The organism is Phyllobacterium sp. P5_D12 (assembly GCF_054049495.1).
The window spans coordinates 1-22,241 of the sequence record NZ_JBFUMG010000025.1 but is presented as its reverse complement, the minus strand read 5'-3'; the positions used below and the strand labels follow the sequence as shown (position 1 = coordinate 22,241).

At 56.5% G+C, this 22,241-nt stretch carries 20 protein-coding genes and 2 pseudogenes; 16 read left to right on the top strand and 6 right to left on the bottom strand.

Annotation, left to right across the window (positions count from 1 at the left end):
• From ACXJ5O_RS03735 to pheT, 5 genes and pseudogenes are all read left to right on the top strand, one after another.
• Positions 1 to 112, top strand: a pseudogene (locus ACXJ5O_RS03735) (methyltransferase family protein); the annotation flags it as partial.
• Between the two features lie 237 nt (positions 113 to 349).
• On the top strand, positions 350 to 550 hold the full coding sequence (gene rpmI, locus ACXJ5O_RS03730; RefSeq protein ID WP_106713409.1) for a 50S ribosomal protein L35: 201 nt from the start codon (positions 350 to 352) through the stop codon (positions 548 to 550).
• A gap of 39 nt (positions 551 to 589) precedes the next feature.
• Entirely contained in the window at positions 590 to 994 is a 405-nt protein-coding gene (gene rplT, locus ACXJ5O_RS03725; RefSeq protein WP_224507582.1) for a 50S ribosomal protein L20, read from the top strand.
• A gap of 250 nt (positions 995 to 1,244) precedes the next feature.
• A complete protein-coding gene (gene pheS / locus ACXJ5O_RS03720; RefSeq protein ID WP_457298713.1) occupies positions 1,245 to 2,327 on the top strand; it encodes a phenylalanine--tRNA ligase subunit alpha in 1,083 nt (360 codons plus the stop codon).
• Between the two features lie 78 nt (positions 2,328 to 2,405).
• On the top strand, positions 2,406 to 4,820 hold the full coding sequence (pheT, locus tag ACXJ5O_RS03715) for a phenylalanine--tRNA ligase subunit beta (RefSeq protein WP_457298712.1): 2,415 nt from the start codon (positions 2,406 to 2,408) through the stop codon (positions 4,818 to 4,820).
• Positions 4,821 to 4,958: 138 nt separating this feature from the next.
• Here pheT and ACXJ5O_RS03710 read toward each other — a convergent pair whose 3' ends face one another.
• Together ACXJ5O_RS03710 and ACXJ5O_RS03705 are read right to left on the bottom strand one after the other, a co-directional pair.
• Positions 4,959 to 5,771 carry an aspartyl/asparaginyl beta-hydroxylase domain-containing protein gene (locus ACXJ5O_RS03710; protein WP_457298711.1) on the bottom strand — a complete coding sequence of 271 codons (813 nt, stop codon included), beginning with the start codon at positions 5,769 to 5,771 and terminating at the stop codon, positions 4,959 to 4,961.
• 206 nt (positions 5,772 to 5,977) lie between these two features.
• Entirely contained in the window at positions 5,978 to 6,973 is a 996-nt protein-coding gene (locus ACXJ5O_RS03705; RefSeq protein WP_457298710.1) for an aldo/keto reductase, read from the bottom strand.
• Positions 6,974 to 7,071: 98 nt separating this feature from the next.
• Between ACXJ5O_RS03705 and ACXJ5O_RS03700 the strand changes: the two genes are divergently transcribed.
• Positions 7,072 to 7,962 (top strand): LysR family transcriptional regulator, encoded by an 891-nt coding sequence (locus ACXJ5O_RS03700; RefSeq protein WP_457298709.1) that lies wholly within the window; start codon positions 7,072 to 7,074, stop codon positions 7,960 to 7,962.
• A 30-nt stretch (positions 7,963 to 7,992) separates the two neighbouring features.
• The gene (locus ACXJ5O_RS03695; protein ID WP_457298708.1) at positions 7,993 to 8,979 is read left to right on the top strand and encodes a Gfo/Idh/MocA family protein; all 987 of its coding nucleotides are present in this window, start codon (positions 7,993 to 7,995) and stop codon (positions 8,977 to 8,979) included.
• Between the two features lie 10 nt (positions 8,980 to 8,989).
• Here the strand turns inward: ACXJ5O_RS03695 and ACXJ5O_RS03690 are convergent, their stop codons facing one another.
• The gene (locus ACXJ5O_RS03690; RefSeq protein ID WP_457298707.1) at positions 8,990 to 10,135 is read right to left on the bottom strand and encodes a zinc metalloprotease HtpX; all 1,146 of its coding nucleotides are present in this window, start codon (positions 10,133 to 10,135) and stop codon (positions 8,990 to 8,992) included.
• 222 nt (positions 10,136 to 10,357) lie between these two features.
• Here ACXJ5O_RS03690 and dnaK point away from each other — a divergent pair, with 222 nt between their 5' ends.
• The 9 genes from dnaK to ACXJ5O_RS03645 all read left to right on the top strand — a co-directional run bounded on the left by dnaK (position 10,358) and on the right by ACXJ5O_RS03645 (position 19,248).
• Positions 10,358 to 12,283, top strand: a complete 1,926-nt coding sequence (dnaK, locus tag ACXJ5O_RS03685; RefSeq protein WP_114429737.1) for a molecular chaperone DnaK — start codon at positions 10,358 to 10,360, stop codon at positions 12,281 to 12,283.
• A 208-nt stretch (positions 12,284 to 12,491) separates the two neighbouring features.
• Complete coding sequence (locus ACXJ5O_RS03680; RefSeq protein WP_457298706.1) at positions 12,492 to 13,007, top strand: hypothetical protein; 516 nt, start codon at positions 12,492 to 12,494, stop codon at positions 13,005 to 13,007.
• A gap of 187 nt (positions 13,008 to 13,194) precedes the next feature.
• Entirely contained in the window at positions 13,195 to 14,322 is a 1,128-nt protein-coding gene (gene dnaJ / locus ACXJ5O_RS03675) for a molecular chaperone DnaJ (RefSeq protein ID WP_114429739.1), read from the top strand.
• Positions 14,323 to 14,409: 87 nt separating this feature from the next.
• Complete coding sequence (pmtA, locus tag ACXJ5O_RS03670) at positions 14,410 to 15,006, top strand: phospholipid N-methyltransferase PmtA (RefSeq protein WP_112524803.1); 597 nt, start codon at positions 14,410 to 14,412, stop codon at positions 15,004 to 15,006.
• Between the two features lie 48 nt (positions 15,007 to 15,054).
• Positions 15,055 to 15,639, top strand: a complete 585-nt coding sequence (locus ACXJ5O_RS03665) for an NADPH-dependent FMN reductase (protein ID WP_457298705.1) — start codon at positions 15,055 to 15,057, stop codon at positions 15,637 to 15,639.
• Between the two features lie 78 nt (positions 15,640 to 15,717).
• Complete coding sequence (gene pyrF, locus ACXJ5O_RS03660; protein ID WP_457298704.1) at positions 15,718 to 16,416, top strand: orotidine-5'-phosphate decarboxylase; 699 nt, start codon at positions 15,718 to 15,720, stop codon at positions 16,414 to 16,416.
• 139 nt (positions 16,417 to 16,555) lie between these two features.
• Positions 16,556 to 16,843 (top strand): DUF1330 domain-containing protein, encoded by a 288-nt coding sequence (locus ACXJ5O_RS03655; protein ID WP_457298703.1) that lies wholly within the window; start codon positions 16,556 to 16,558, stop codon positions 16,841 to 16,843.
• Positions 16,844 to 17,021: 178 nt separating this feature from the next.
• Positions 17,022 to 18,293, top strand: coding sequence for a polyhydroxyalkanoate depolymerase (locus tag ACXJ5O_RS03650; protein WP_457298702.1), 1,272 nt, complete (start codon positions 17,022 to 17,024; stop codon positions 18,291 to 18,293).
• Positions 18,294 to 18,633: 340 nt separating this feature from the next.
• Positions 18,634 to 19,248, top strand: coding sequence for a transglutaminase-like cysteine peptidase (locus ACXJ5O_RS03645; protein WP_457298701.1), 615 nt, complete (start codon positions 18,634 to 18,636; stop codon positions 19,246 to 19,248).
• Positions 19,249 to 19,348: 100 nt separating this feature from the next.
• Here ACXJ5O_RS03645 and ACXJ5O_RS03640 read toward each other — a convergent pair.
• The 3 genes and pseudogenes from ACXJ5O_RS03640 to ACXJ5O_RS03630 all read right to left on the bottom strand — a co-directional run.
• Positions 19,349 to 20,879: pseudogene (locus tag ACXJ5O_RS03640) on the bottom strand (YifB family Mg chelatase-like AAA ATPase).
• Between the two features lie 115 nt (positions 20,880 to 20,994).
• Positions 20,995 to 21,936: a glutathione synthase gene (gshB, locus tag ACXJ5O_RS03635; RefSeq protein WP_457298700.1), complete on the bottom strand. Its 942-nt coding sequence runs from the start codon at positions 21,934 to 21,936 to the stop codon at positions 20,995 to 20,997.
• Positions 21,937 to 22,030: 94 nt separating this feature from the next.
• On the bottom strand, positions 22,031 to 22,241 hold a 211-nt coding region (locus ACXJ5O_RS03630), incomplete at its 5' end, for a septal ring lytic transglycosylase RlpA family protein (RefSeq protein WP_457298699.1).

Sequence of the window (22,241 nt, the reverse complement as noted above, 5' to 3'; positions counted from 1 at the left end):
GTACAGGACGTTCACCGACGGACTTGTATTCTTCGTCTCCTATCCATTGCTCGAGTTCGTGGAATATCTGCAAGGGCAACACATTCTGCCGGTTCTGCTGCGACTCTACTAAGCTTTTCGCCCGCTCACGCGATTCAACTGTTGCGCTTTTTCTGACTTCTGGTAATAAGCACGCGTTCAAACCGCCCGGCAGGGCATGCCGTGGCGGTTTTGTATGCTTTCAGGCTTTGGTCGGCCTGAAGTCAAAACAAGAGGCCCGAAACTCTTTGGAGCGAAACGGGCCTCGCAAGAGGCGTGGAGTTCCGTAGGAACGACAGGGACCTCAAGAAAGAAAATCAGGAGTAGCAAAATGCCCAAGATGAAGACCAAATCTGCTGCCAAGAAACGGTTCAAGATTACCGGAACTGGCAAAATCAAAGCCGCCGCCGCTGGCAAACGCCATGGCATGATCAAACGTTCGAACAAATTCATTCGTGATGCACGCGGCACGATGGTTCTTTCCGAGCCAGATGCGAAAATCGTGAAGAAGTTCCTGCCTAACGGTCTCTGATCGGGCAAACGTTATCCATCTCAGTAAGGAGATCATATCATGGCACGTGTAAAACGGGGCGTTACGTCCCACGCCAAGCATAAAAAAGTTCTGAAGCAGGCCGAGGGTTTCCGTGGCCGCCGCAAGAATACCATCAAGACCGCCAAGGCCGCAGTCGATCGTTCGAAGCAGTACGCTTATCGCGACCGCAAGAACAAGAAGCGTACTTTCCGTGCGCTCTGGACCCAGCGCATCAACGCCGCTGTCCGCGAACATGGCCTGACATACAGCCGTTTCATCGACGGTCTGTCGAAGTCGGGTATCGAGGTTGACCGCAAGGTTCTGTCGGATCTGGCGATCCACGAGCCGGAGGCATTCGGCTCGCTCGTGGCTTCTGCCAAGAAGGCGCTTGAATATCTCAAGAATACAACTCCGAACGCTTTTGAAGGCGCTGTTCACGCTTGACCCCAAAAATCAATTTTGATTTTTGGAAAGGATCATGCGCCAGTAAAGGTGTTACTGCGTCCTTTGCGTGTCCAATTGGACACGCGGCGCAGTAAGGACCAGCGCTCCCAAAGCATTCCGGAAATATAGATTTGGGAAACCCGCGCTGGCTCGGCTGGCGCGGGTTTTTCGATTTTCTGCATCGACGAGCAAGAGGCGGTCATTTCGAGAGAAATGACAGGGATCTCAAGAAACCAACAGGTGAAGAACGATGGACGACCTGGTAGAACTGGAAAGCGTGCTTGCCGCGCAGATTGAGTCAGCCAATGACGAAACGGCCATCGAGGCCGTCCGCATTGCAGCTCTCGGCAAGAAGGGCTCGATCTCGGAAAAGCTGAAGTCGCTCGGTTCCATGTCGCCGGAAGAGCGGCAGCTCAAGGGACCTGCCATCAACGGCTTGAAGAATCGTATTACGGAAGCACTCACCGCGCGCAGAAATGCCCTCAAGGATGCCGCCATCGCTGTGCGTCTTGAAAAGGAAAAGGTGGATGTCACGCTTCCTGTACGCGCCGCGCCGGCAGAACGGGGACGTATCCACCCGATCAGCCAGGTCATCGATGAAATCACCGCGATCTTCGCCGATATGGGCTTCTCCATTGCGGAAGGTCCGGATATCGAGACCGACTACTACAACTTCACCGCGCTCAATTTTCCCGAGGGTCACCCGGCTCGCGAGATGCACGACACTTTTTTCTTCAATCCCGACGAGAACGGCGAGCGACGGGTGCTGCGTACCCATACAAGCCCGGTGCAGATTCGTACGATGGAAAATCAGAAGCCACCGATCCGCATCGTTATTCCCGGCAAGACCTATCGCATGGATAGCGACGCCACCCACTCGCCTATGTTCCATCAGGTTGAAGGGCTGGTTATCGACAAGTCGGCCAATGTCGCCAACATGAAATGGGTGCTCGAAGAATTCTGCAAGGCGTTCTTCGAAGTGCCGTCGCTGAAGATGCGCTTCCGCCCGTCCTATTTCCCCTTCACCGAGCCATCACTGGAGGTCGATATCCAGTGCGACCGCTCTGGCAAGGAAGTGAAATTCGGTGAAGGCACCGACTGGATGGAAATTCTCGGCTGCGGCATGGTGCATCCGAACGTGTTGCGCGCCGGCGGTCTTGATCCGGACGAGTATCAGGGTTTTGCCTGGGGCATGGGCATCGACCGCATTGCCATGTTGAAATATGGCATGCCGGACCTGCGCGCCTTCTTCGATGCCGACGTGCGTTGGCTTCAGCACTACGGCTTCCGCCCGCTCGACATGCCGACGCTGTTCGGAGGCCTGAGCGCGTAACGCGCCATCAGACTTCACGGGGACGAAGGCGCTTGCCGAAACCTCGAAACCTCGAAATTTTGAAAACGAGTGAAAATCATGAAATTCACACTCTCCTGGCTTAAAGACCATCTCGAGACCGAGGCTTCACTCGAAGAGATCGTCGATTCCCTGACAAGAATCGGTCTGGAAGTCGAGCATCTTGATGACAAGTCGGCGCTAATGCCCTTCGTCATTGCCAAGGTGCTGACAGCTTCCCGCCACCCGGACGCTGACAAGCTGCAGGTTTTGACTGTGGATACGGGCGACGGCAAGCCGCTGCAGGTGGTGTGCGGTGCGCCGAACGCCCGCGCCGGCCTGATCGGCGCATTCGCAGCTCCAGGGACCTATGTTCCGGGCATCGACCTTACGCTGTCGGTCGGCAAGATCCGTGGTGTCGAGAGCCATGGCATGATGTGCTCCGAACGCGAACTGCAGATGTCCGATGAGCACAATGGCATCATCGACTTGCCCGCAGATGCGCCTGTGGGAACCAGCTTCGCTGCCTATGCCGGCCTCGACGACCCGGTCATCGAGATCAATTTGACGCCGAACCGCCCGGACTGCACGAGTGTCTACGGTATTGCCCGCGACTTGGCTGCAGCCGGTATCGGCAAGCTCAAGCAGCGGCCGATCGTGCCTGTCAAAGGCGCAGGGCCCGCGCTGGTGGACGTTCATCTTGATCTTGGCAAAGATACCCATCTTTGCCCCGGCTTCGCTTGGCGTACCGTCAAGGGCGTCAAGAACGGTCACAGCCCGCAATGGCTGCAGCAGCGGTTGATCGCCATAGGCTTGCGCCCGATCAATGCGCTCGTCGACATAACCAACTATCTGACCTTCGATCGCGGCCGTCCGTTGCACGTCTTCGATGCCGACAAGGTCAGTGGCAATCTCACCGTGCGCCGCGGCCGGGAAGGYGAACAGATTCTCGGCCTCAACGGCAAGGAATATACGTTTGGTCCGGACAATGTAGTCATCGCCGATGCTGATGGGGTCGAATCGATTGGCGGTATCATGGGCGGCGAACACTCTGGCTGTGATGAGAACACCACCAATGTCGTGATCGAGTCCGCGCTTTGGGACGCAATGAACATTGCCCGTACAGGCCGGACGCTTGGTATCATTACCGATGCGCGCTACCGTTTCGAGCGCGGCGTCGATCCTGAGTTCATGATCCCCGGTCTTGAGCTTGCCACACAGCTGGTTCTCGATTTCTGCGGCGGTACGCCATCCGAAGCGAAAGTCATCGGCTACAAGGGCCATACACCGAAGACAGTCCGGTTCCCCGCATCGGAGGTCAAGCGGCTTACCGGCATCGATGTTCCGGCTGAAACGAGCCTCGATATCCTGTCTCGCCTCGGCTTCAAGCCGCAAGGGAGCGGTGAGCTTGTTGATGTGGTGATCCCGTCATGGCGTCCGGATATAGACGGCAAGGCCGACCTCGTCGAAGAGGTCATGCGTATTCATGGCGTCGACCAGATCGATCCGCAGCCCCTGCTCAGCCATGCGGCGGTCAACGGCAAGATCTTGACCACGTTGCAGATCCGTACGCGCAATGCCCGCCGGGCACTCGCTTCGCGCGGCATGATGGAAGCGGTTACCTGGTCGTTCATTTCGGAAGCTTCAGCGAAAGCATTCGGCGGCGGTCAGAGCGAACTGAAGCTTGCCAATCCGATTGCGGCCGACATGTCCGACATGCGCCCATCGCTGTTGCCGGGCCTGCTTGCCGCCGCTCAGCGCAATGCCGATCGCGGCTTCAACGACCTCGCGCTGTTCGAAGTCTCCGGCACCTATGAAGGCAATACGCCGGAAGCACAGCGCCGCGTTGCCGCCGGTGTTCGCCGGGGTACCGCGAAGCTCGAAGGCTTTGGCCGTCACTGGTCGGGTAGTGTTGGGCCAGTTGGCGTCTTCGACGCAAAGGCCGACGCACTTGCCGTGCTCGAAGCGTGCGGCGCTCCCATTGATAAGTTGCAGATCGAAAGTGGCGGTCCCGCCTGGTATCATCCCGGGCGTTCCAGCACGATCAAGCTCGGGCCAAAGGTAATCCTCGGAACCTTCGGCGAGTTCCATCCGAAGACGCTGGAAACCCTCGATGTCTCTGGGAGCCTTTGCGGTTTCGAGGTCTTTATCGATGCCATTCCGGAACCAAAGCAGAAGGCGACACGCACCAAGCCGGCGCTCAATCTTTCAGATTTTCAGACTGTGCGGCGTGACTTTGCGTTTGTGGTCGACAAGGCCGTGGAAGCAGGTGCCATTGTCCGCGCAGCACTTGCCGGCGACAAGAAGCTGATTACCGGGGTTCAGGTTTTCGACCTTTTCGAAGGCGCATCGCTTGGCGCTGACAAGAAGTCGGTTGCGATAGAGGTGGCCATCCAGCCCGTGGAGCGCACCTTGACCGATGAGGATCTGGAAGCGCTTACAAAACGCATCGTTGAAAGCGTCGGCAAACAGACCGGTGGCGTGCTGCGGGGATAAGTAGCCTGGCTCCCACCCTCCCCCTTGTGGGGAGGGAAGCTGCGTAGCAGCGGGGAGGGCCTTTTGTATTGAATCGCAGGGCGGAAGGTAGGTTCAGAGACCTCTGGGGGGAGGGTCAGACCTCCGAGCTCGAAAGCCCTATTTCTGGATAACTTTCCAGTTCTTGTAGAAGATCGAGTTGCTGCCCTTGAGAATAACGCCCATGAACGAAACGATGGCGGCAAACAGGCCCGGCAGATAGGACGGACGCAGGATGTCGACGAAAAGGCAATAGCGCGTCTGATCGGTCTGGTTGACGGACTGGTGCATCAGCGTGTCATCGAAGATGAACAGCTTGTCGTCTTTCCAGTAGCTCGTCGTATCGCCGCACCAGATATAGGCCGTGCGATCGTTCATGTCATTGATGTTGTAAAGCACGCGTATCGTCGCCCGGATCGGACCGAAGTGCTTTGAAGTCGAATTCTTTTTGTTGAAGACAGACACACCGATCGTTTTCACGAAATTGTACTTTTCGTAGAAGGACGGCACGTTGGCGAAGCTCGGCTGGTCTTTGCCATACCATTTGAAAAAGAACATGCTGCGCGCCTGCTGTTCGGCGCGTGCCTGCAACTGCCCAACGATGTTTTCCTTCTGCGTCGCTGTGATCAGGCGCTTCACCTCGGCTTGATAATCGGCCGGAAGGTCCTGCAGCTTGTAAACGCCCTTGTTGACGTAGGGCAGTGACAGGATATCGAGCAGGATGTTCAGCGGTGAAAGGACCCAGGTGAACATGCCATTGCCGAAGAAATATTGCTCGATAACCTGCAGGTTCAAATTCTTGTTGCGCGATAAATCGTAAAGGCCGCAGATCAGATAGAAGATGACCAGATAAGGGACAAAATAAGCGAGGATTGCCAGAAGAACCAATCCGACAGCCCAACGCCGAAGGGACTTTTTCGTTGCTTTTTCCATGGTATTCCAGGTTCGGCGCCAGGCAAAATAGAGGATGGCGCGGCTTGTTGAGACAAATCGATCTTGCGCGATATACAACCGCCGGCGAACTTTTAAAAGTGGTCAGCGACGGTCAGGAATAGGCCTCACGCCGATTCGCCTGTCAAGGGCGCGAGAAAGGGACAGCCATGGCTGTTCCCTTCTGTCACCAGTAATTTTAAGTCCGATTAGCCATTCACGAGTGCAAGCGACGCCTCCGTATAGCGTTTTCCTGCCACCCGCGCCGGCGAGAGCGCGTCGCCAATCTTGGCGAGATCAGCGGCAGACAGGGAAATATCAGCCGCAGCTGCATTCTCTTCGAGATGCTTGATCTTGMGGGCGCCGGGAATCGGTACGATGAAGGCGCCCTGGTGCAGCACCCAGGCCAGCGCCAGCTGTGCCGGTGTGACGCCCTTGTCCGCAGCCAGTCCCTTGAGTGTGGCAATCACGGCCGCATTGGCATCCATGTTCTCGGCCTGAAAGCGCGGCAAGGTCTTGCGCCAGTCATCGGTGCCGAGTTCATCCGGCCTGTTGATCGTGCCGGTGAGGAGACCGCGTCCAAGCGGGCTATACGGCACGAAGCCGATGCCAAGCTCGCGGCAGACGGCAAGAACATCATTCTCCGGCTCGCGGCTCCACAGCGAATACTCACTCTGCACCGCAGCGATCGGATGCACCTTGTGGGCACGGCGGATTGTGGCGGCACTGGCTTCGGAGAGGCCAAGGGCTTTCACCTTGCCCTGTTTGACGAGGTCGGCCATGGCTCCGACCGTATCTTCGATCGGAACGTTCGGATCGACGCGGTGCTGGTAGAAAAGGTCGATCYGCTCAATACCGAGTCGTCCAAGGGATGCTTCGGCAACGGCCTTCAGATGTTCCGGCCGGCTGTCGACGCCGACCATGCGCGATATGCCCTCGCCTTCGTCGGCGATCTTGAAGCCGAATTTGGTGGCGATCACCACCTTGTCCCAGCGCCCCTTGAACGCCTTACCGATAAGGATTTCATTGTCGAACGGCCCATAGACTTCCGCCGTATCGAAGAAGGTGACGCCGATATCCACTGCGCGATGCAGTGTGCGGATTGCATCGGCTTCATCTTGTCCGCCATAGGCGAAGGTCATGCCCATGCAGCCGAGGCCCACTGCCGAGACGCTGAGTTCTGTTCCGAGTTTGCGTTTTTCCATCACTGATCTCCTTCACGTGTGATGGGTGGAAGGTAAAACGTGGAGCAGTGTTCGATAATTGGCTTAAATTTTTACAGCTTGTTCTATATGATAGATCAATGGATCGTTCCCGGCTTCCCCAATTGGCAATCTTTGCGACGGTCGCGGCGAGTGGCGGTTTTCGTGGCGCGGCCAAGGAACTGGGCATCGCGCCGTCGGCGGTCAGTCACGCGATTTCCAGCTTGGAGCAGAGTTTGGGCGTGAGGCTTCTTGCCCGGACGACGCGCAGCGTCGCCGTGACCGAAGAGGGCGCGCTGCTGCTCAAACGGCTTCGTCCGGCCCTTGGCGAGATCGATCTTGCGCTCGATGCGGTCAAGGAGGCGAACAGCCGCGTTGCCGGAAATCTGCGCCTGAGTGTTCCGCCTTTCGCCGCCCACTGGCTGCTCGCGCCCCGACTTGCTGCCTTCAGCGAGGCCTATCCCGGCGTGACGCTCGAGCTGCGCGTCGAGGAACCGTTCAACGATATTGTCGCGACAGGTGTCGATGCCGGCATGCGGCTTGGGGAAAGCCTGGAGCCAGACATGATTGCAGTGCGCATGAGCGACGCGATCACAGCAAGCATCGTTGCCACGCCGGGCTATTTCGAAAACCATGCTGTGCCGAGGCACCCGCGCGATCTTCTCGATCATCTCTGCATCCGCCGCCGCTTCTCCAGCGGGCGGGTCTATCGCTGGGAATTCGAAAAGGATGGCGAAGAGATCGTCCTTGATGTAAACGGGCCGCTTATTCTTGGCGATGACCGGCTTGTTGTCGAAGCGGCCCTCGGCGGCGCTGGCGTTGCGTTCCTGCTGCAACACATGGCGCCGAAAGCCATAGCTCAAGGCAAACTCCGCCGCGTGCTTGAGGATTGGTGCGCGCCGTTTCCCGGCGYTTACTTGTATTACCCGAGCCGCCGTCAGATCCGCCCGGCACTGCGCGCCTTCATTGATTTCTTCAAGTTTACGACCTAGGTTGCGCGCCGACGAGAAGGAGATGTCATCATGTTTCGCTGGGGTATTCTGTCGACGGCAAAAATCGGAGTAACGGCGGTCATTCCCGCCATATGCAATGCGGAGAATTCGGTCCTGTCGGCCGTTGCCAGCCGCGACCTTGCGAAAGCCCGTGCTGTCGCTGACCGTTTTGGCGCGCCGCACGCCTTTGGTTCCTACGATGACATGCTGGCTTCGAATGATATTGACGGCGTCTATATTCCGCTTCCGACATCACAGCATGTGGAATGGTGCCTGAAGGCCGCCGAGGCCGGCAAGCACGTCCTGTGCGAAAAGCCGATCTCGTTGCACGCCAGCGAGATCGCGGCGCTGCAGCGCGCCCGCGACACCAATGGCGTGCTGATATCGGAAGCCTTCATGGTGACGTATCATCCGCAATGGCTGAAGGTTCGCGAACTGATAGCGACAGGCGCCATTGGCCGCCTGCAACAGGTGCAGGCTGCGTTCACCTATTTCAACAAGGACGCGACCAATATGCGCAACCAGCTGTCGCTGGGTGGCGGCGCCTTGCCCGATATCGGTGTCTACCCGACTGTGGCGACACGCTTCGTGACCGGCAAGGAACCCGTACGCGCCATGGCGACCATCGAGCGCGATCCGGACTTCGGTACCGATCGCTATGCGAGTGTCCGTGCTGACTTCGCGGATTTCGAATTGACCTTCTATGTCGCAACGCAGCTCGCCGCGCGCCAGTCAATCGCCTTCCATGGCGACAAGGGCTACATCGAGGTCCTGGCGCCGTTCAACACCGGCAAATACGACCACGCCAAGATCACGCTGCATGACGCCAACCATGGAACCGCGACCGAATACAACTTCGGCAATGTGGACCACTATTGCCTTGAGGTGGAAGCCTTTGCCCGTGCCGCACAGGGCGAGGATGTCGAAGTGTTCACCCTGGAAAACTCCGTCCTCAATCAAAAGTTGATCGACGCCGTTTATCGTGCAGGCGAGAGCGGTAATTGGGAAACGGTTTAATCCGGAGAACTCACCAGTACACGCCGCCGCGCGCCACGTGCACGCGCGGCTTGCCGTCTGGCGTATAAAGGCTTTGGGCGCAAGCTTCGCATTCCGCTTCGCTGCCCTGCACAATCGGGTGCGTTGCCTGGGTGTTGATTAGCGACAGGATTTCCAGATTGTTGGAGTTCCAGCGTCCATATTGCTGACCGATCTGCGGGACAGATCTGGGGCGCGTGCGGATATGGTCCTCCGGCTTCAGCTCCAGCTCCGTTAATATATCGCCGCGCGCTGCCATATCGCACGCTTCTTTTAGCGCGTGAAGCCGCGCCACGCGGGCTTCAGTCAGCGGGTGCGTGCGGAGAATCGAGGGGTCGGGAATGCGCCCGCCGGGAAGGATGAGGTTTTCCCAGATCCTGCCTTGAGCCTTCTCCAGTTTGGTCAGTGCATTGGCGAGACCATCGGGATCGCCGGTCAGCATTGCTGCACCGAGATCGGCATCGAATTCGCGGGTGCGCGACAGCGCCATCTGCAGCAATCCGCCAATGGTCGGCGCAAACAGCAGCACGATCACGCCGAGCCACGGCACTTGCGCCGCCGATCCGCTGGCCATCCAGGTGATGTTGAACAGGAGGGAAACGATACCGACAGTGGACATCAGCGAGGTAAAGCGCGAGACCGTATCGGCCAAGGCCATCACCTTGAGGTCCTCGTTATGAATATGGCTGATTTCATGTGCAAGAACGCCAGTGAGCTCGCGCGCTGTCAGTGCCCGAATGAGCTGATCTGTAACCGCGACGACGGAATTGTCTCTTCGCCCCACAGCAAAGGCGTTCATCATGCGCGAGGGTATGACATGTAGTTTCGGCGGCTTTGGCAGGCTGGCGCGGCGCGCAAGCTCCTCGACGATCGCCAGTCCTTGCGGGAATTCGGCGCGCGTCACAGGCCTTGCCTTATACATCGTCAGCACCATCTGAGGACTTATGCGCCTGATGGCATAAAGGCTGATGCCGCCAAACACGAAAGCGTATATGATGCCGGCTGGCCCCGCCAGGGTCCACGCGCAAACGATGAGCAACAGCAGGCTTCCCGCCAGCAGCAGCCAGGTGTGCAGCCTGTTGATAAGCCGGCTCCGGCGATGTCCAGGCAAGGGGAGATGGAGTGCATTGTCGGTCATAGGCGATATATGGGGCGAAAAAAGCATTTTGCCGAGTCTTTTAGGGTGATTAAGCATGCAAATGCAGCCTCTTCTGACTTGCATGGTAATTTTCCGCTTCTTATATAGCCCTCAACACGCTAGAACCGCCCATCCCGGCGGCTCTGGACTGTGAAACCCCTAGAGGCTGCCGTATGGAATGCTCGGCAGAGGTCCCGGCAGCCTGCTGAATGGAGAAGAGTAATGGCTAAAGTTATCGGTATTGATCTAGGTACCACCAATTCCTGCGTCGCTGTCATGGATGGCAAAAACGCAAAGGTTATTGAAAATGCAGAAGGTGCACGCACAACGCCTTCGATCATCGCTTTTACGGATAGCGATGAGCGCCTCGCTGGCCAGCCGGCCAAGCGCCAGGCTGTCACCAATCCGGAAGGCACGGTTTTTGCGGTAAAGCGCCTTATCGGTCGCCGCTATGAAGACCCGACTGTCGAAAAGGACAAGAAGCTTGTTCCTTACAACATTGTCAAAGGCGACAATGGCGATGCATGGGTAGAAGTTCACAAAAAGAAATATTCGCCATCTCAGATCTCGGCGATGATCCTGCAGAAGATGAAGGAAACGGCGGAAGCCTATCTTGGCGAAAAGGTCGAGAAGGCTGTCATTACGGTTCCTGCATACTTCAACGACGCCCAGCGTCAGGCTACCAAGGATGCCGGCAAGATCGCTGGCCTTGAGGTCCTGCGCATCATCAACGAGCCGACYGCGGCYGCSCTKGCCTATGGCCTSGACAAGAAGGAAGGCAAGACCATTGCCGTCTACGATCTTGGCGGCGGTACTTTCGACGTTTCGATCCTCGAGATCGGCGACGGCGTTTTTGAAGTCAAATCCACCAATGGCGATACGTTCCTTGGCGGTGAAGACTTCGACATGCGTCTGGTCGAATATTTTGCGGCCGAGTTCAAGAAGGAACAGGGCATCGATCTGAAGAACGACAAGCTTGCTCTGCAGCGCCTCAAGGAAGCTGCCGAAAAGGCCAAGATCGAGCTTTCGTCCGCCCAGCAGACCGAAATCAACCTGCCCTTCATCACCGCCGATGCTACCGGTCCGAAGCACCTGACGATGAAACTGTCCCGTGCCAAGTTCGAGAGCCTGGTCGATGATCTGGTTCAGCGCACTGTCGAGCCTTGCAAGTCGGCTCTCAAGGATGCCGGCCTCAAGGCTGGCGAGATCGATGAAGTGGTTCTCGTCGGCGGCATGACCCGCATGCCGAAGATCCAGGAAATCGTGAAAGCCTTCTTCGGCAAGGAACCCCACAAGGGCGTAAATCCTGACGAAGTTGTTGCCATGGGTGCTGCCATTCAGGCCGGCGTTCTGCAGGGCGACGTCAAGGACGTTCTCCTGCTCGACGTTACCCCGCTTTCACTCGGCATCGAAACACTTGGCGGTGTCTTCACCCGTCTGATCGAGCGCAACACGACGATCCCGACCAAGAAGTCGCAGACCTTCTCCACGGCCGAGGACAGCCAGTCCGCCGTGACGATCCGCGTCTTCCAGGGCGAGCGTGAAATGGCTGCCGACAACAAGTCTCTAGGCCAGTTCGACCTCGTCGGCATTCCCCCCGCACCACGCGGCGTTCCGCAGATCGAGGTGACGTTCGACATCGACGCCAATGGTATCGTCAACGTCTCGGCCAAGGACAAGGGAACGGGCAAGGAGCACCAGATCCGTATCCAGGCATCCGGCGGTCTTTCCGATGCAGACATCGAAAAGATGGTCAAGGACGCCGAGGCCAATGCCGAAAGCGACAAGAAGCGCCGCGAGGCTGTCGAGTCGAAGAACCAGGCTGAAGCTTTGGTCCATTCGACCGAGAAGTCACTCAAGGATTATGGCGACAAGGTTTCGGCCGAGGACAAGGCATCCATCGAGACGGCTCTTGCCGAATTGAAGACGGCGGTCGAAGGCGACGATGCCGAGGTGATCAAGGCAAAGACCCAGACGCTTGCCGAAGTTTCGATGAAGCTTGGTCAGGCCATGTATGAAGCCTCGCAGGCTGCCGAGGCCGCTTCTGCCGAAGGTGGCGAAGCCGATGCAACCGCCAAGGCGGATGATGATGTCGTCGATGCCGATTTCGAAGAAATCGACGAAGACGGCAAGAAGAAGTCCGCTTAACTGACTTCACTGCGTTCTAATGAAAAGCCCGGCCATCGTGCCGGGCTTTTTTGTTTGTGAGCAGGTTCGCTATGGCCTTTTGGATAATTGATATTTTCTTGCGATGGAACATAATAAGAACATGCGCAATTCACAGCGTGATCGAATTTCGTGACGTGACCTTTTTGTGAACGATCCAAATAGCTTTAAACATTTGAAAGGACCACATATGAGCATGGAGTACTGGGTACATCTGAATGAGATATCGGACGATATAATTCCTGATATGATCAGTGAACTCAACAAATTTGAAATGACCTGCGAGATTTACCCGGGCTTCAGTTTCTCTAAACACTCGGGATTTCTCCCTTTCAAGTTCCGCTTGTCCAACCCGAAGCTTGACATTCTGAAAGACAAGGATCTGGTGAGTGGATTCGAACTCTACGTCGAGGATTTTAACCCCGAAGACGCCGATTGGTTTAGCCCGGAAGATCTGGCCCGGCTATCGGAATTCAAAATGACGGTGTCGATCAGATTTGCAGCTTCCGACAGCTTTCAACTGCGATTTGCTGACCTGACAAGTGCAGTGATAGCAAAGCTTACCGGCGGGCCCCGATCTTTTGATGAGGATGTCGACTATGACACTTCGACAATCGCCGACAAAAGCTGGGAAGACCTTAAGCACTGGGAAAATTCGATCGCCGATGACGATTGGCGCTATTATGAGTTCCAGGGTTGGCACTGAACAAGCTAAACATACGTCTCAGATTCGTGGAGCGCTTGCCACACAAACGCAATAATCAGCAAATATGCGCCATTTCGGGCGAATCAATATAAGTTGGCTATGGCATTCACGGGCGTGAACACCTAAATACCGCCTTTAAATGTGCTTCTGAAGAAGCGTTTGCGATTTTCTGGGAATGAGTGTCTGGATGAAGGCTGACTATTACGAAACCCTCGGCGTAGCGAAAAGCGCTGATGAGAAAGAGCTGAAGAGCGCTTTCCGTAAACTGGCAATGCAATTTCACCCAGACAAGAATCCGGGCGACGCCGATGCCGAACACCGCTTCAAGGAAATCGGCGAGGCCTATGAAACCCTGAAGGACCCGCAGAAACGTGCTGCCTATGACAGGTTCGGTCATGCCGCCTTCGAAAACGGCGGGATGAATGGCGGCGGCGGGTTTGGTGGCGCCGGTGGCTTTGCCGATATTTTCGAAGACATTTTCGGCGAGATGATGGGCGGTGGACGCCAGCGCCGGTCAGGCGGGCGCGAGCGCGGTGCGGACCTGCGTTACAATATGGAAATAACGCTGGAAGAAGCCTATGCGGGCAAGACGGCGCAGATCAGGGTCCCGACCTCGATCACCTGTGACGAATGCTCGGGCAGTGGCGCCAAGCCAGGTACGCAGCCGGTCACCTGCAGCACCTGTAGCGGCTCCGGGCGTGTCCGGGCGGCACAGGGTTTCTTCTCGATCGAACGCACCTGCCCGACCTGCCATGGCCGCGGCCAGATCATCAAGGATCCCTGCCCGAAGTGCAGTGGCCAGGGGCGTATAACCGAGGAGCGCGCTCTTTCGGTCAATATTCCGGCCGGCATCGAAGACGGCACGCGTATCCGGCTTACGGGCGAGGGCGAAGCGGGCTTGCGTGGCGGACCCGCCGGCGATCTCTATATTTTCCTCTCATTGAAGCCGCATGAATTCTTCCAGCGCGATGGTGCCGATCTTTATTGCAAAGTGCCCATCTCGATGACGACTGCGGCACTTGGCGGCCAGTTCGAGGTAGCGACGCTCGACGGTACGCAGACGCGCGTCAAGATTCCGGACGGTACGCAGAACGCCAAGCAGTTCCGCCTGAAAGGCAAGGGCATGCCGGTGCTGCGCCAGCCGGCCATGGGTGACCTCTATATTCAGATCGCAATCGAGACGCCGCAGAACCTCAACAAGCGTCAGCGCGAGTTGCTGGAAGAGTTCGACCGCATATCGTCGCAAGACAACAGCCCGCAATCGTCGGGCTTCTTTGCGCGGATGAAAGAGTTCTTCGAGGGCCTAAGCGAATAATTTTATTGGAACTTTTCCGGGTGCCGGTCTTGCTTCCGCCATGGGTTGCGTCATAAACTTGTCTAACTGCGACGGAGGATAAGCGGGATGTCACGACCCTTGGGAAAGAAGCTGGCCGAAAAGTTCGGCGAGGAAATCCGGTTCTTCAAGGGATGGATGCATGGCCCCAAGGCTGTGGGCTCGATCCTGCCGACAAGTTCCATTACTGCCCGCCGCATGGCCAGCGTCGTCAACCCGCACTCGGGCCTTCCCGTGCTTGAGCTGGGGCCGGGCACCGGCGTTATTACCCGCGCAATTCTCGATCGCGGCGTTGCTCCGACCAAGCTCTACAGCGTCGAATATTCATCGGATTTTGCCCAGCATTTGCGCGAGGATTTTCCCGGCGTGAATATCATCGAGGGCGATGCTTTCAATCTGGATGTGACCCTCGGCGACAAGCGCGAGCAGAAGTTCGATTCGGTCGTTTCTGCGGTACCACTTTTGAATTTCCCCGTCGGCGACCGCGTCAAGATCATCGAAGATTTGCTGCGCCGCATTCCGCATGGCCGTCCGATTGTGCAGATCACCTATGGACCGATGTCGCCGGTTCCGGCCGGGCGTGGCAATTACAAGATCGAACATCTCGATTTCATTATCCGTAATGTGCCGCCGGCGCGTTTGTGGGTCTACCGCCGGGTCGATTGACCCCCTATAGTCTTCCCGTCGTCTGGTAAATTCCTCAGAGGGAACTCAATGCTGCCGAAAATTCTTGTTTTCGCGGGCTCGAACCGTACGGGCGCTTTTAGTGGCCAGGTTGCAAATGTTGCGGTCAGGACGTTGGTGGAACTCGGCGCCGATGTCACACGGATTGCGCTGATCGACTATCCGCTGCCACTGATGGACGAAGATCTGGAAGAGGAAAAGGGCATTCCGGAAAATGCCATGAAACTTGGCCGGCTATTCGCCGCGCATGACGGCATTTTGATCGCATCGCCCGAATATAACTCGTCGATTCCGCCGCTTGTGAAGAATACCATCGATTGGGTTAGTCGCATCTCGAACGACGGCGACAAGCCGCTCAAGCCCTATGCGGGAAAGGTCGTGGCGCTGTGCTCGTCCTCGAACGGCAATTTCGCAGGCATACGCTGTCTATACCATCTGCGTGCCGTGCTGATGAATGTTGGCACCCAGATCATTACGGAACAATGCTCGGTGCCGCGCGCCCAGGATGCATTCGCCGAGGATGGTTCGTTCAAGGATGAGCGAACTGCCAAATCGATGCAGCGCGCGTGCCAATCCTTGATCGACCACACGAGATTCGCCATTTCTCGTCGATAGACAAAACTTGCGCTAGCATATTTCCTATCCGGTTGATCTGTGCGATTGAGGTTCGATCAACAAAAAGGGTGATTTGTCATGACGGATGCGGCCTTGCGCGAGCGCCTGATCGTCGGACTTGATGTGCCGACATTGAACGCAGCCGAACAGGCGGTCAGCGAACTTGGCGACACGGTGTCGTTCTACAAGATCGGCTACCAGCTGGCATTTGCCGGCGGGCTTGGCTTTGCCAGCGAACTTGTCAGCTCAGGCAAAAAAGTCTTCCTCGACATGAAACTTCTCGACATCGACAACACCGTCGCCAAGGGTGTCGAGAACATCGTCAGGATGGGCGTCTCCATGCTCACGTTGCACGCCTACCCCAAGGCGATGAGGGCTGCAGTTGAGGCAGCCAAGGGATCGGACCTTTGCCTTCTCGGTGTAACGGTGCTGACTTCGATGGACGAGCAGGACCTGGCCGATGCAGGCTACGAACATTATCCCCATACGCTGGTCCTCATCCGCGCCGAGCAAGCGCTTCAGGCGGGAATGGGCGGGATTGTCTGCGCGGCAACGGAAGCTGCCGCYGTCCGCAAGATCGTCGGACCGGAGCTGGCCATCGTCACCCCTGGAATCCGTCCGGCCGGTGCCGACGTGGGCGATCAGAAACGGGTGATGACACCAGCCGATGCGCTGCGTTCCGGTGCAAGTCATCTGGTGGTCGGCCGGCCGATCGTCGGCGCTTCAGACCGGAAAGCGGCCGCAGAAGCTATTCTTGCAGAAATGTCCAACGCCTGAAGCGGAACGTGAGGCAAGAACTAGACAACTTTCGGCATAACCTACGCAAGAATTATTGAATCTCGCACAACAATCGGCTGAAATGGTGCAAGATTTTCAACCCAGTCGGGTAATTTGGTTGTGAAAGGTAGAATGTAGGATGGCCAAGGGATATTGGATTGCACGCATCGATGTCAGGGATGCAGAACGCTACAAGGACTATATTTCCACGGCGAAACCGGCTTTTGAAAAATACGGTGCCAATTTTCTAGCTCGTGGCGGCCAGTACCATGTGCTTGAAGGTCAGGCTCGCGGCCGCAATGTTGTCATCGAATTCCCCTCGGTTCAGGCGGCTGTTGATTGCTATAATTCTCCGGAATATCAAGCAGCTAAGGCAATTCGCATCACCGTGGCCGATGGAGAGATGCTGGTCGTCGAAGGCGCTTGATCGCTGGCGGGCCGTGGTTCCCAGCACGCGAAGTTGTGAACATCTATACCCGACCTTATCCCATTGTTGAATTGCAATATTGAAGAAACCCGCTACGGTCACTGACCAGTCAAGAAATCTTTCATATTTAAGGGAGAAGTTCTTGGAACTGGCGTTGTGTTGATCGATCGGAAATTGGATGTTTTATCAGCTCTATGAACTGAACCATGCCGCACTCCAACCCTACCGCGCACTCGCCGACGCCACCAAGCTATTCTACGATAACCCCTTGAATCCATTGTCCCAAACCGTCGTCGGGCGCTCGGTTACCGCGATGTGCGAGCTGTTCGAGCGCACGACGCGATGCTATGGTAAACCTTCCTTCGGCTTACCGACAACGATCGTAGATGGTGTCGAAAMCGACATAAAAGAAAAAATCGTCTGGTCGAAACCGTTCTGTAACGTCATCCATTTCAAACGTGCATTGAATGCCAAACGTCCTGCCGACCCGAAGATTCTGGTGGTGGCGCCGATGTCGGGTCACTATGCAACTTTGCTTCGTGGCACGGTGGAAGCGCTGCTGCCGCATGCCGAGGTCTATATCACCGATTGGGTTGATGCCCGTAGCGTCCCGCTGAGCGACGGTAAATTCGACCTCGATGATTACATCGATTATGTTATTGAAATGCTTCATGCATTGGGCGAAGATATGCATGTCGTGGCCGTCTGTYAGCCATCCGTTCCGGTGCTTGCCGCCGTCTCCATCATGGAGACCAATGGGGATAGATTCGCACCTTCCAGCATGACGCTGATGGGCGGGCCGATCGACACCCGCAAGAATCCGACTGCCGTCAACAAGCTGGCGGAAGAAAAGGGGATCAACTGGTTCCGCGATAACGTGATCATGTCGGTTCCGTGGCCGCATGGCGGGTTCATGCGTGATGTCTACCCGGGGTTCCTGCAGCTGTCAGGCTTCATGAGCATGAATCTCGACCGCCACATCACTGCCCACAAGGAATTCTTTATGCATCTGGTGCACGAAGACGGCGATTCCGCTGACAAGCATCGTGAATTCTATGATGAATACCTTGCCGTTATGGATTTGACCGCGGAATTCTATCTGCAGACTGTGGATACGGTATTCGTTCGCCAGGCATTGCCGAAAGGCGAAATGACTCACCGGGGCCTCCCGGTCGATCCCTCCGCTATTCGCAATGTTGCGCTACTCACAGTCGAAGGGGAAAACGACGATATCTCCGGCGTCGGCCAGACCAAGGCTGCCCAGACACTGTGCGTCAATATTCCGGACGAGATGCGTATGCATTACCTGCAACCGAAGGTTGGCCATTACGGCGTATTCAATGGCTCGCGGTTTCGTGCAGAGATTGCGCCACGCATTGTCCAGTTTGTTAATGATCACGCACAAATGAACCGCAAGACCAACGTGACGCCGATCGCAAAGCGCGCCTGATATCTAATCCGTCGGATGTATTGGTGAAACGCCGGGCCGTATCAAAGCGATTTGGTAGTCTTGCTAATCGCGGCGCCTCTCGTTTGACAATAAACCATTTGAAATCAACAGGCTATCGTATGTTCCCCCGTGGCCAAAATCTTGTGCCCGCCCCAATTTCGAGTAGCCGGCGCAATTTCTGACGCATCGCTGGAGCCCTCATGAATATTGGGGGAATGCGAAATTTCAAATTTTAACCATATATTAACAATGGCTGGATCGTGGCGCCATTGTGATTGACTCATGTCCCCTCCCGCCATTAACGTTTTGTTAACGATAGCGATCGGGTCTGGAGTAAAGCATGTTCGGGGTAGCAGGGGTTGTAAAGACCATAGGTGTCGCCGTGGCGCTCTTCGCGGGTACGCTTGGCGCAAACGTCGCTTCTGCCTCCGAAGCATTCATGACCACCGGAGGGCTGACATCACAGCCAATCGGCCATTATGAATTCTGCAAGCGGCTCCCGGAAGAATGCTCCATACGCAGCCGGAATGTCATGCCCGAAAAGATGAACCATGATTTCTGGCAGTTGATCGTCAACGTCAACAGCAATGACAACCATAAGATCAAGCCATTGACCGATATGGAAATCTACGGCGTTGAAGAATATTGGGCMTATCCTGACAAGGTTGGCGATTGCGAGGATTATGTCCTTTTGAAGCGACGCGACCTGATGCAGTCGGGCATTTCTCCGGCAAATCTATTGATTACCGTGGTGCGCAAACCCGATGGTGAAGGTCACGCTGTGCTGACCGTCCGCACTGACAAGGGTGACTTCGTCCTTGATAACCTTGTTGACGGCGTAAAGAACTGGTCAGAAACCCCATATACCTACCTTAAACGCCAGGCGACCAACAATTCGGGTCGCTGGGTCAGCATTGAGGCTCCCACCAATATTCTGGTCGGTTCGGTCCAATAATCGGGCGAAGTCGACCTCAACCGAGTTCAAAAACTGCCAGATCAGAAGGTCTGGCAGTTTTTATGTGTGTTAACGGAATCGCCTCGTGAGGTAGCTCTGCTCAAGCTGTCGACATCGAATCCGCACCCATCCGGTACGAGATGGCTTCGGCAAGATGAATGCGCCCGACGATTTCTTGTCGGTCGAGGTCTGCAAGGGTCCGCGCAACTTTTAACACCCGATGATAGGCCCGGGGCGGAGAAGCGCATTTGCTCGCTCGCCTGCTGCAGCAAGGAAACGCCGGGTTCATCCGGTTGTGCCACCTGTTCGATCAGAGCAACTGAGCACTGCGAGTTTGTGGTGATCGTTGGAAACCCCAATTCCTCGTAGCGCCTCTTTTGGATTGTCCGCGCTCGCGCGACCCGTTCAGCGACGGATGCGCTGCTTTCCGAAGAGTGCGGGCRTATGAGATCGGTAGCACTCACGGACGGGACGTCAATCCTGATGTCGATACGGTCCAGCAGGGGGCCAGAAATCCTCGCCTGATAATCCTGCCGGCATCGTGGCCCCCTCGCACACTGATGGCCGGGTTCCCCCGCGATGCCGCAACGGCACGGATTCATAGCCGCAACAAGCTGGATCTGCGCCGGGTAGGAGATACGGTGATTGGCGCGCGCGATCATGCATTCACCGGTTTCCAGGGGTTGGCGCAACGAATCCAGAACCTGCGGCGTAAACTCTGGAAACTCGTCGAGAAACAGTACGCCGCGACGGGCCAGCGAGACTTCGCCAGGCCTTGCCCGAATACCACCGCCAACCATAGCCGCCATAGATGCCGAGTGATGCGGTGCGCGAAATGGCCGTCTGTCCGTCAGTTTGCCGCCCATGAGTTCGCCGGCGATCGAGGCGATCATCGAGACATAGAGCAACTCACGCGGCAGCAATGGCGGAAGGATGGAGGGCAGACGCTGCGCCAGCATGGATTTGCCGGATCCTGGCGGGCCCATCATCAAGAGGTTGTGTCCACCCGCTGCCGCGACCTCCAGCGCGCGCCGCGCACTTTCCTGGCCTCTTATATCTGCAAGATCTGGCAGTCCCAGCGCGCTCGTCTGCATGACGGGCTCAGGACGTGACAGGACCTGTGTACCGCGAAAATGATTGGCAAGCTGGATCAAACTGCGCGGCGCAAGAATATCGATGTCTGAGCCGGCCCATGCGGCTTCCGGGCCACAGGATGCCGGGCATATCAGCCCCTTCTCTTGCCGGTTGGCAGCAATTGCTGCGGGCAGCACACCCGCGACATGGGTAATGGTTCCATCAAGTGACAGTTCACCCAGCACCACATAGTTCTGAAATGCGTCGGCGGGCATCGCACCCAGCCCCGCCATCAACCCCACGGCGATCGGCAGATCGTAGTGGCTTCCTTCCTTGGGCAAATCGGCAGGCGCGAGATTCACCGTCACCTTCTTGACGGGCATTGATAGCCCGGAGGCATGTAGTGCCGCCTGGACCCGCTCCCGGCTTTCGGCGACCGCCTTGTCCGGAAGACCGACGATATGCATTCCCATTTTGCCGGGGGCAATCATCACCTGCACATCGACAGGCTGAGCTTCAATACCTTGGAAGGCAACCGTACGAACGCGGGTAACCATGAAATCTTTCTTGAAAATGCAGACGTTTGAAAATGAAGAATGCTAAAGAACGTACATCAGCACACTTCAATCTGCATGACAAGAACAATAAGTGCACAGATCGGAGGGATGAGAATTACTGTCGTTTGGCTTCCACCGCATCCCAAAACAGCGCCGCAATATCTGCCCCGCCGAAACGTTTGACCTCGCGAACGCCCGTCGGAGAAGTGACATTGATCTCGGTCATATAGTCGCCGATCACGTCAATACCCACCAGAATGAAACCGCGCTCGCGCAAGGACGGTCCAATACGCGCGCAGATTTCGCGTTCACGATCCGTGAGTTCAGTCTTCTCGGCGCGGCCGCCCACATGCATGTTGGAACGCGAGTCGGTTTCAGATGGCACTCGGTTGATCGCGCCGACAGGCTCGCCATCGATCAGGATGATCCGTTTGTCGCCCGAACGCACATCTTTCAAATAACGCTGTGCGATGAATGGTTCGCGGAACATCTGGCCGAACATTTCCAGCAATGACGTCAAGTTGCGGTCGCCATCGGCCAAGTGAAACACACCTGCGCCGCCATTGCCATAAAGCGGTTTCAGAATGATATCGCCGAATTCCTTGCGGAATGCCGCGATTTCCAATGGATCCTTGGCGATCAGCGTTTCCGGCATCAGATCGGGAAACTCGGTGACGAAAATCTTCTCCGGACTGTTGCGCACCCAGGCTGGATCGTTGACGACAAGCGTCTTCGGATGGATCCGCTCCAGCATGTGCGTGGTCGTGATGTAATTCATGTCGAAGGGCGGGTCCTGGCGTAGCAGAACCACGTCCATTTCCGACAGATCGCGCGAAACCGGTTCTCCCAGCGTATAATAATCACCTTCGATATCGCGGACGCTGAGTTCTTCCACGCGCGCAGAAACCACGCCATCGCGCATGCTGAGCCGGTCGGGGGTATAGTGGTAGAGTATGTGACCGCGTTTTTGCGCCTCGAGGCAAAGCGCAAAAGTTGTATCGCCAGCGATCCGGATTGAATTGATATGGTCCATCTGGACCGCGACTTTGAGTGCCATGGAACGTCCCCCGACAGGATTAGGAGTGTTCACATGGCGATGTCACGTTCAATGGTCAAGGTCAATGCCGAGACGGCATCAACATCCTGCGAGGTTACAAGCGGGCCATGCAGATATTGGTGTGGCCAGCGCCGATAAAGCCAAGGCGGCTAGCCGCACCTTTCGAGAGATCGAGCATGCGGCCCCTGACAAACGGCCCCCGATCGTTGATGCGCACCACGACCGTCTTGCCATTGCGCTGGTTGGTTACTTTGACGCGCGAGCCGAGCGGCAAGGTGCGATGAGCGGCGGTGAGAGCGGAGGGG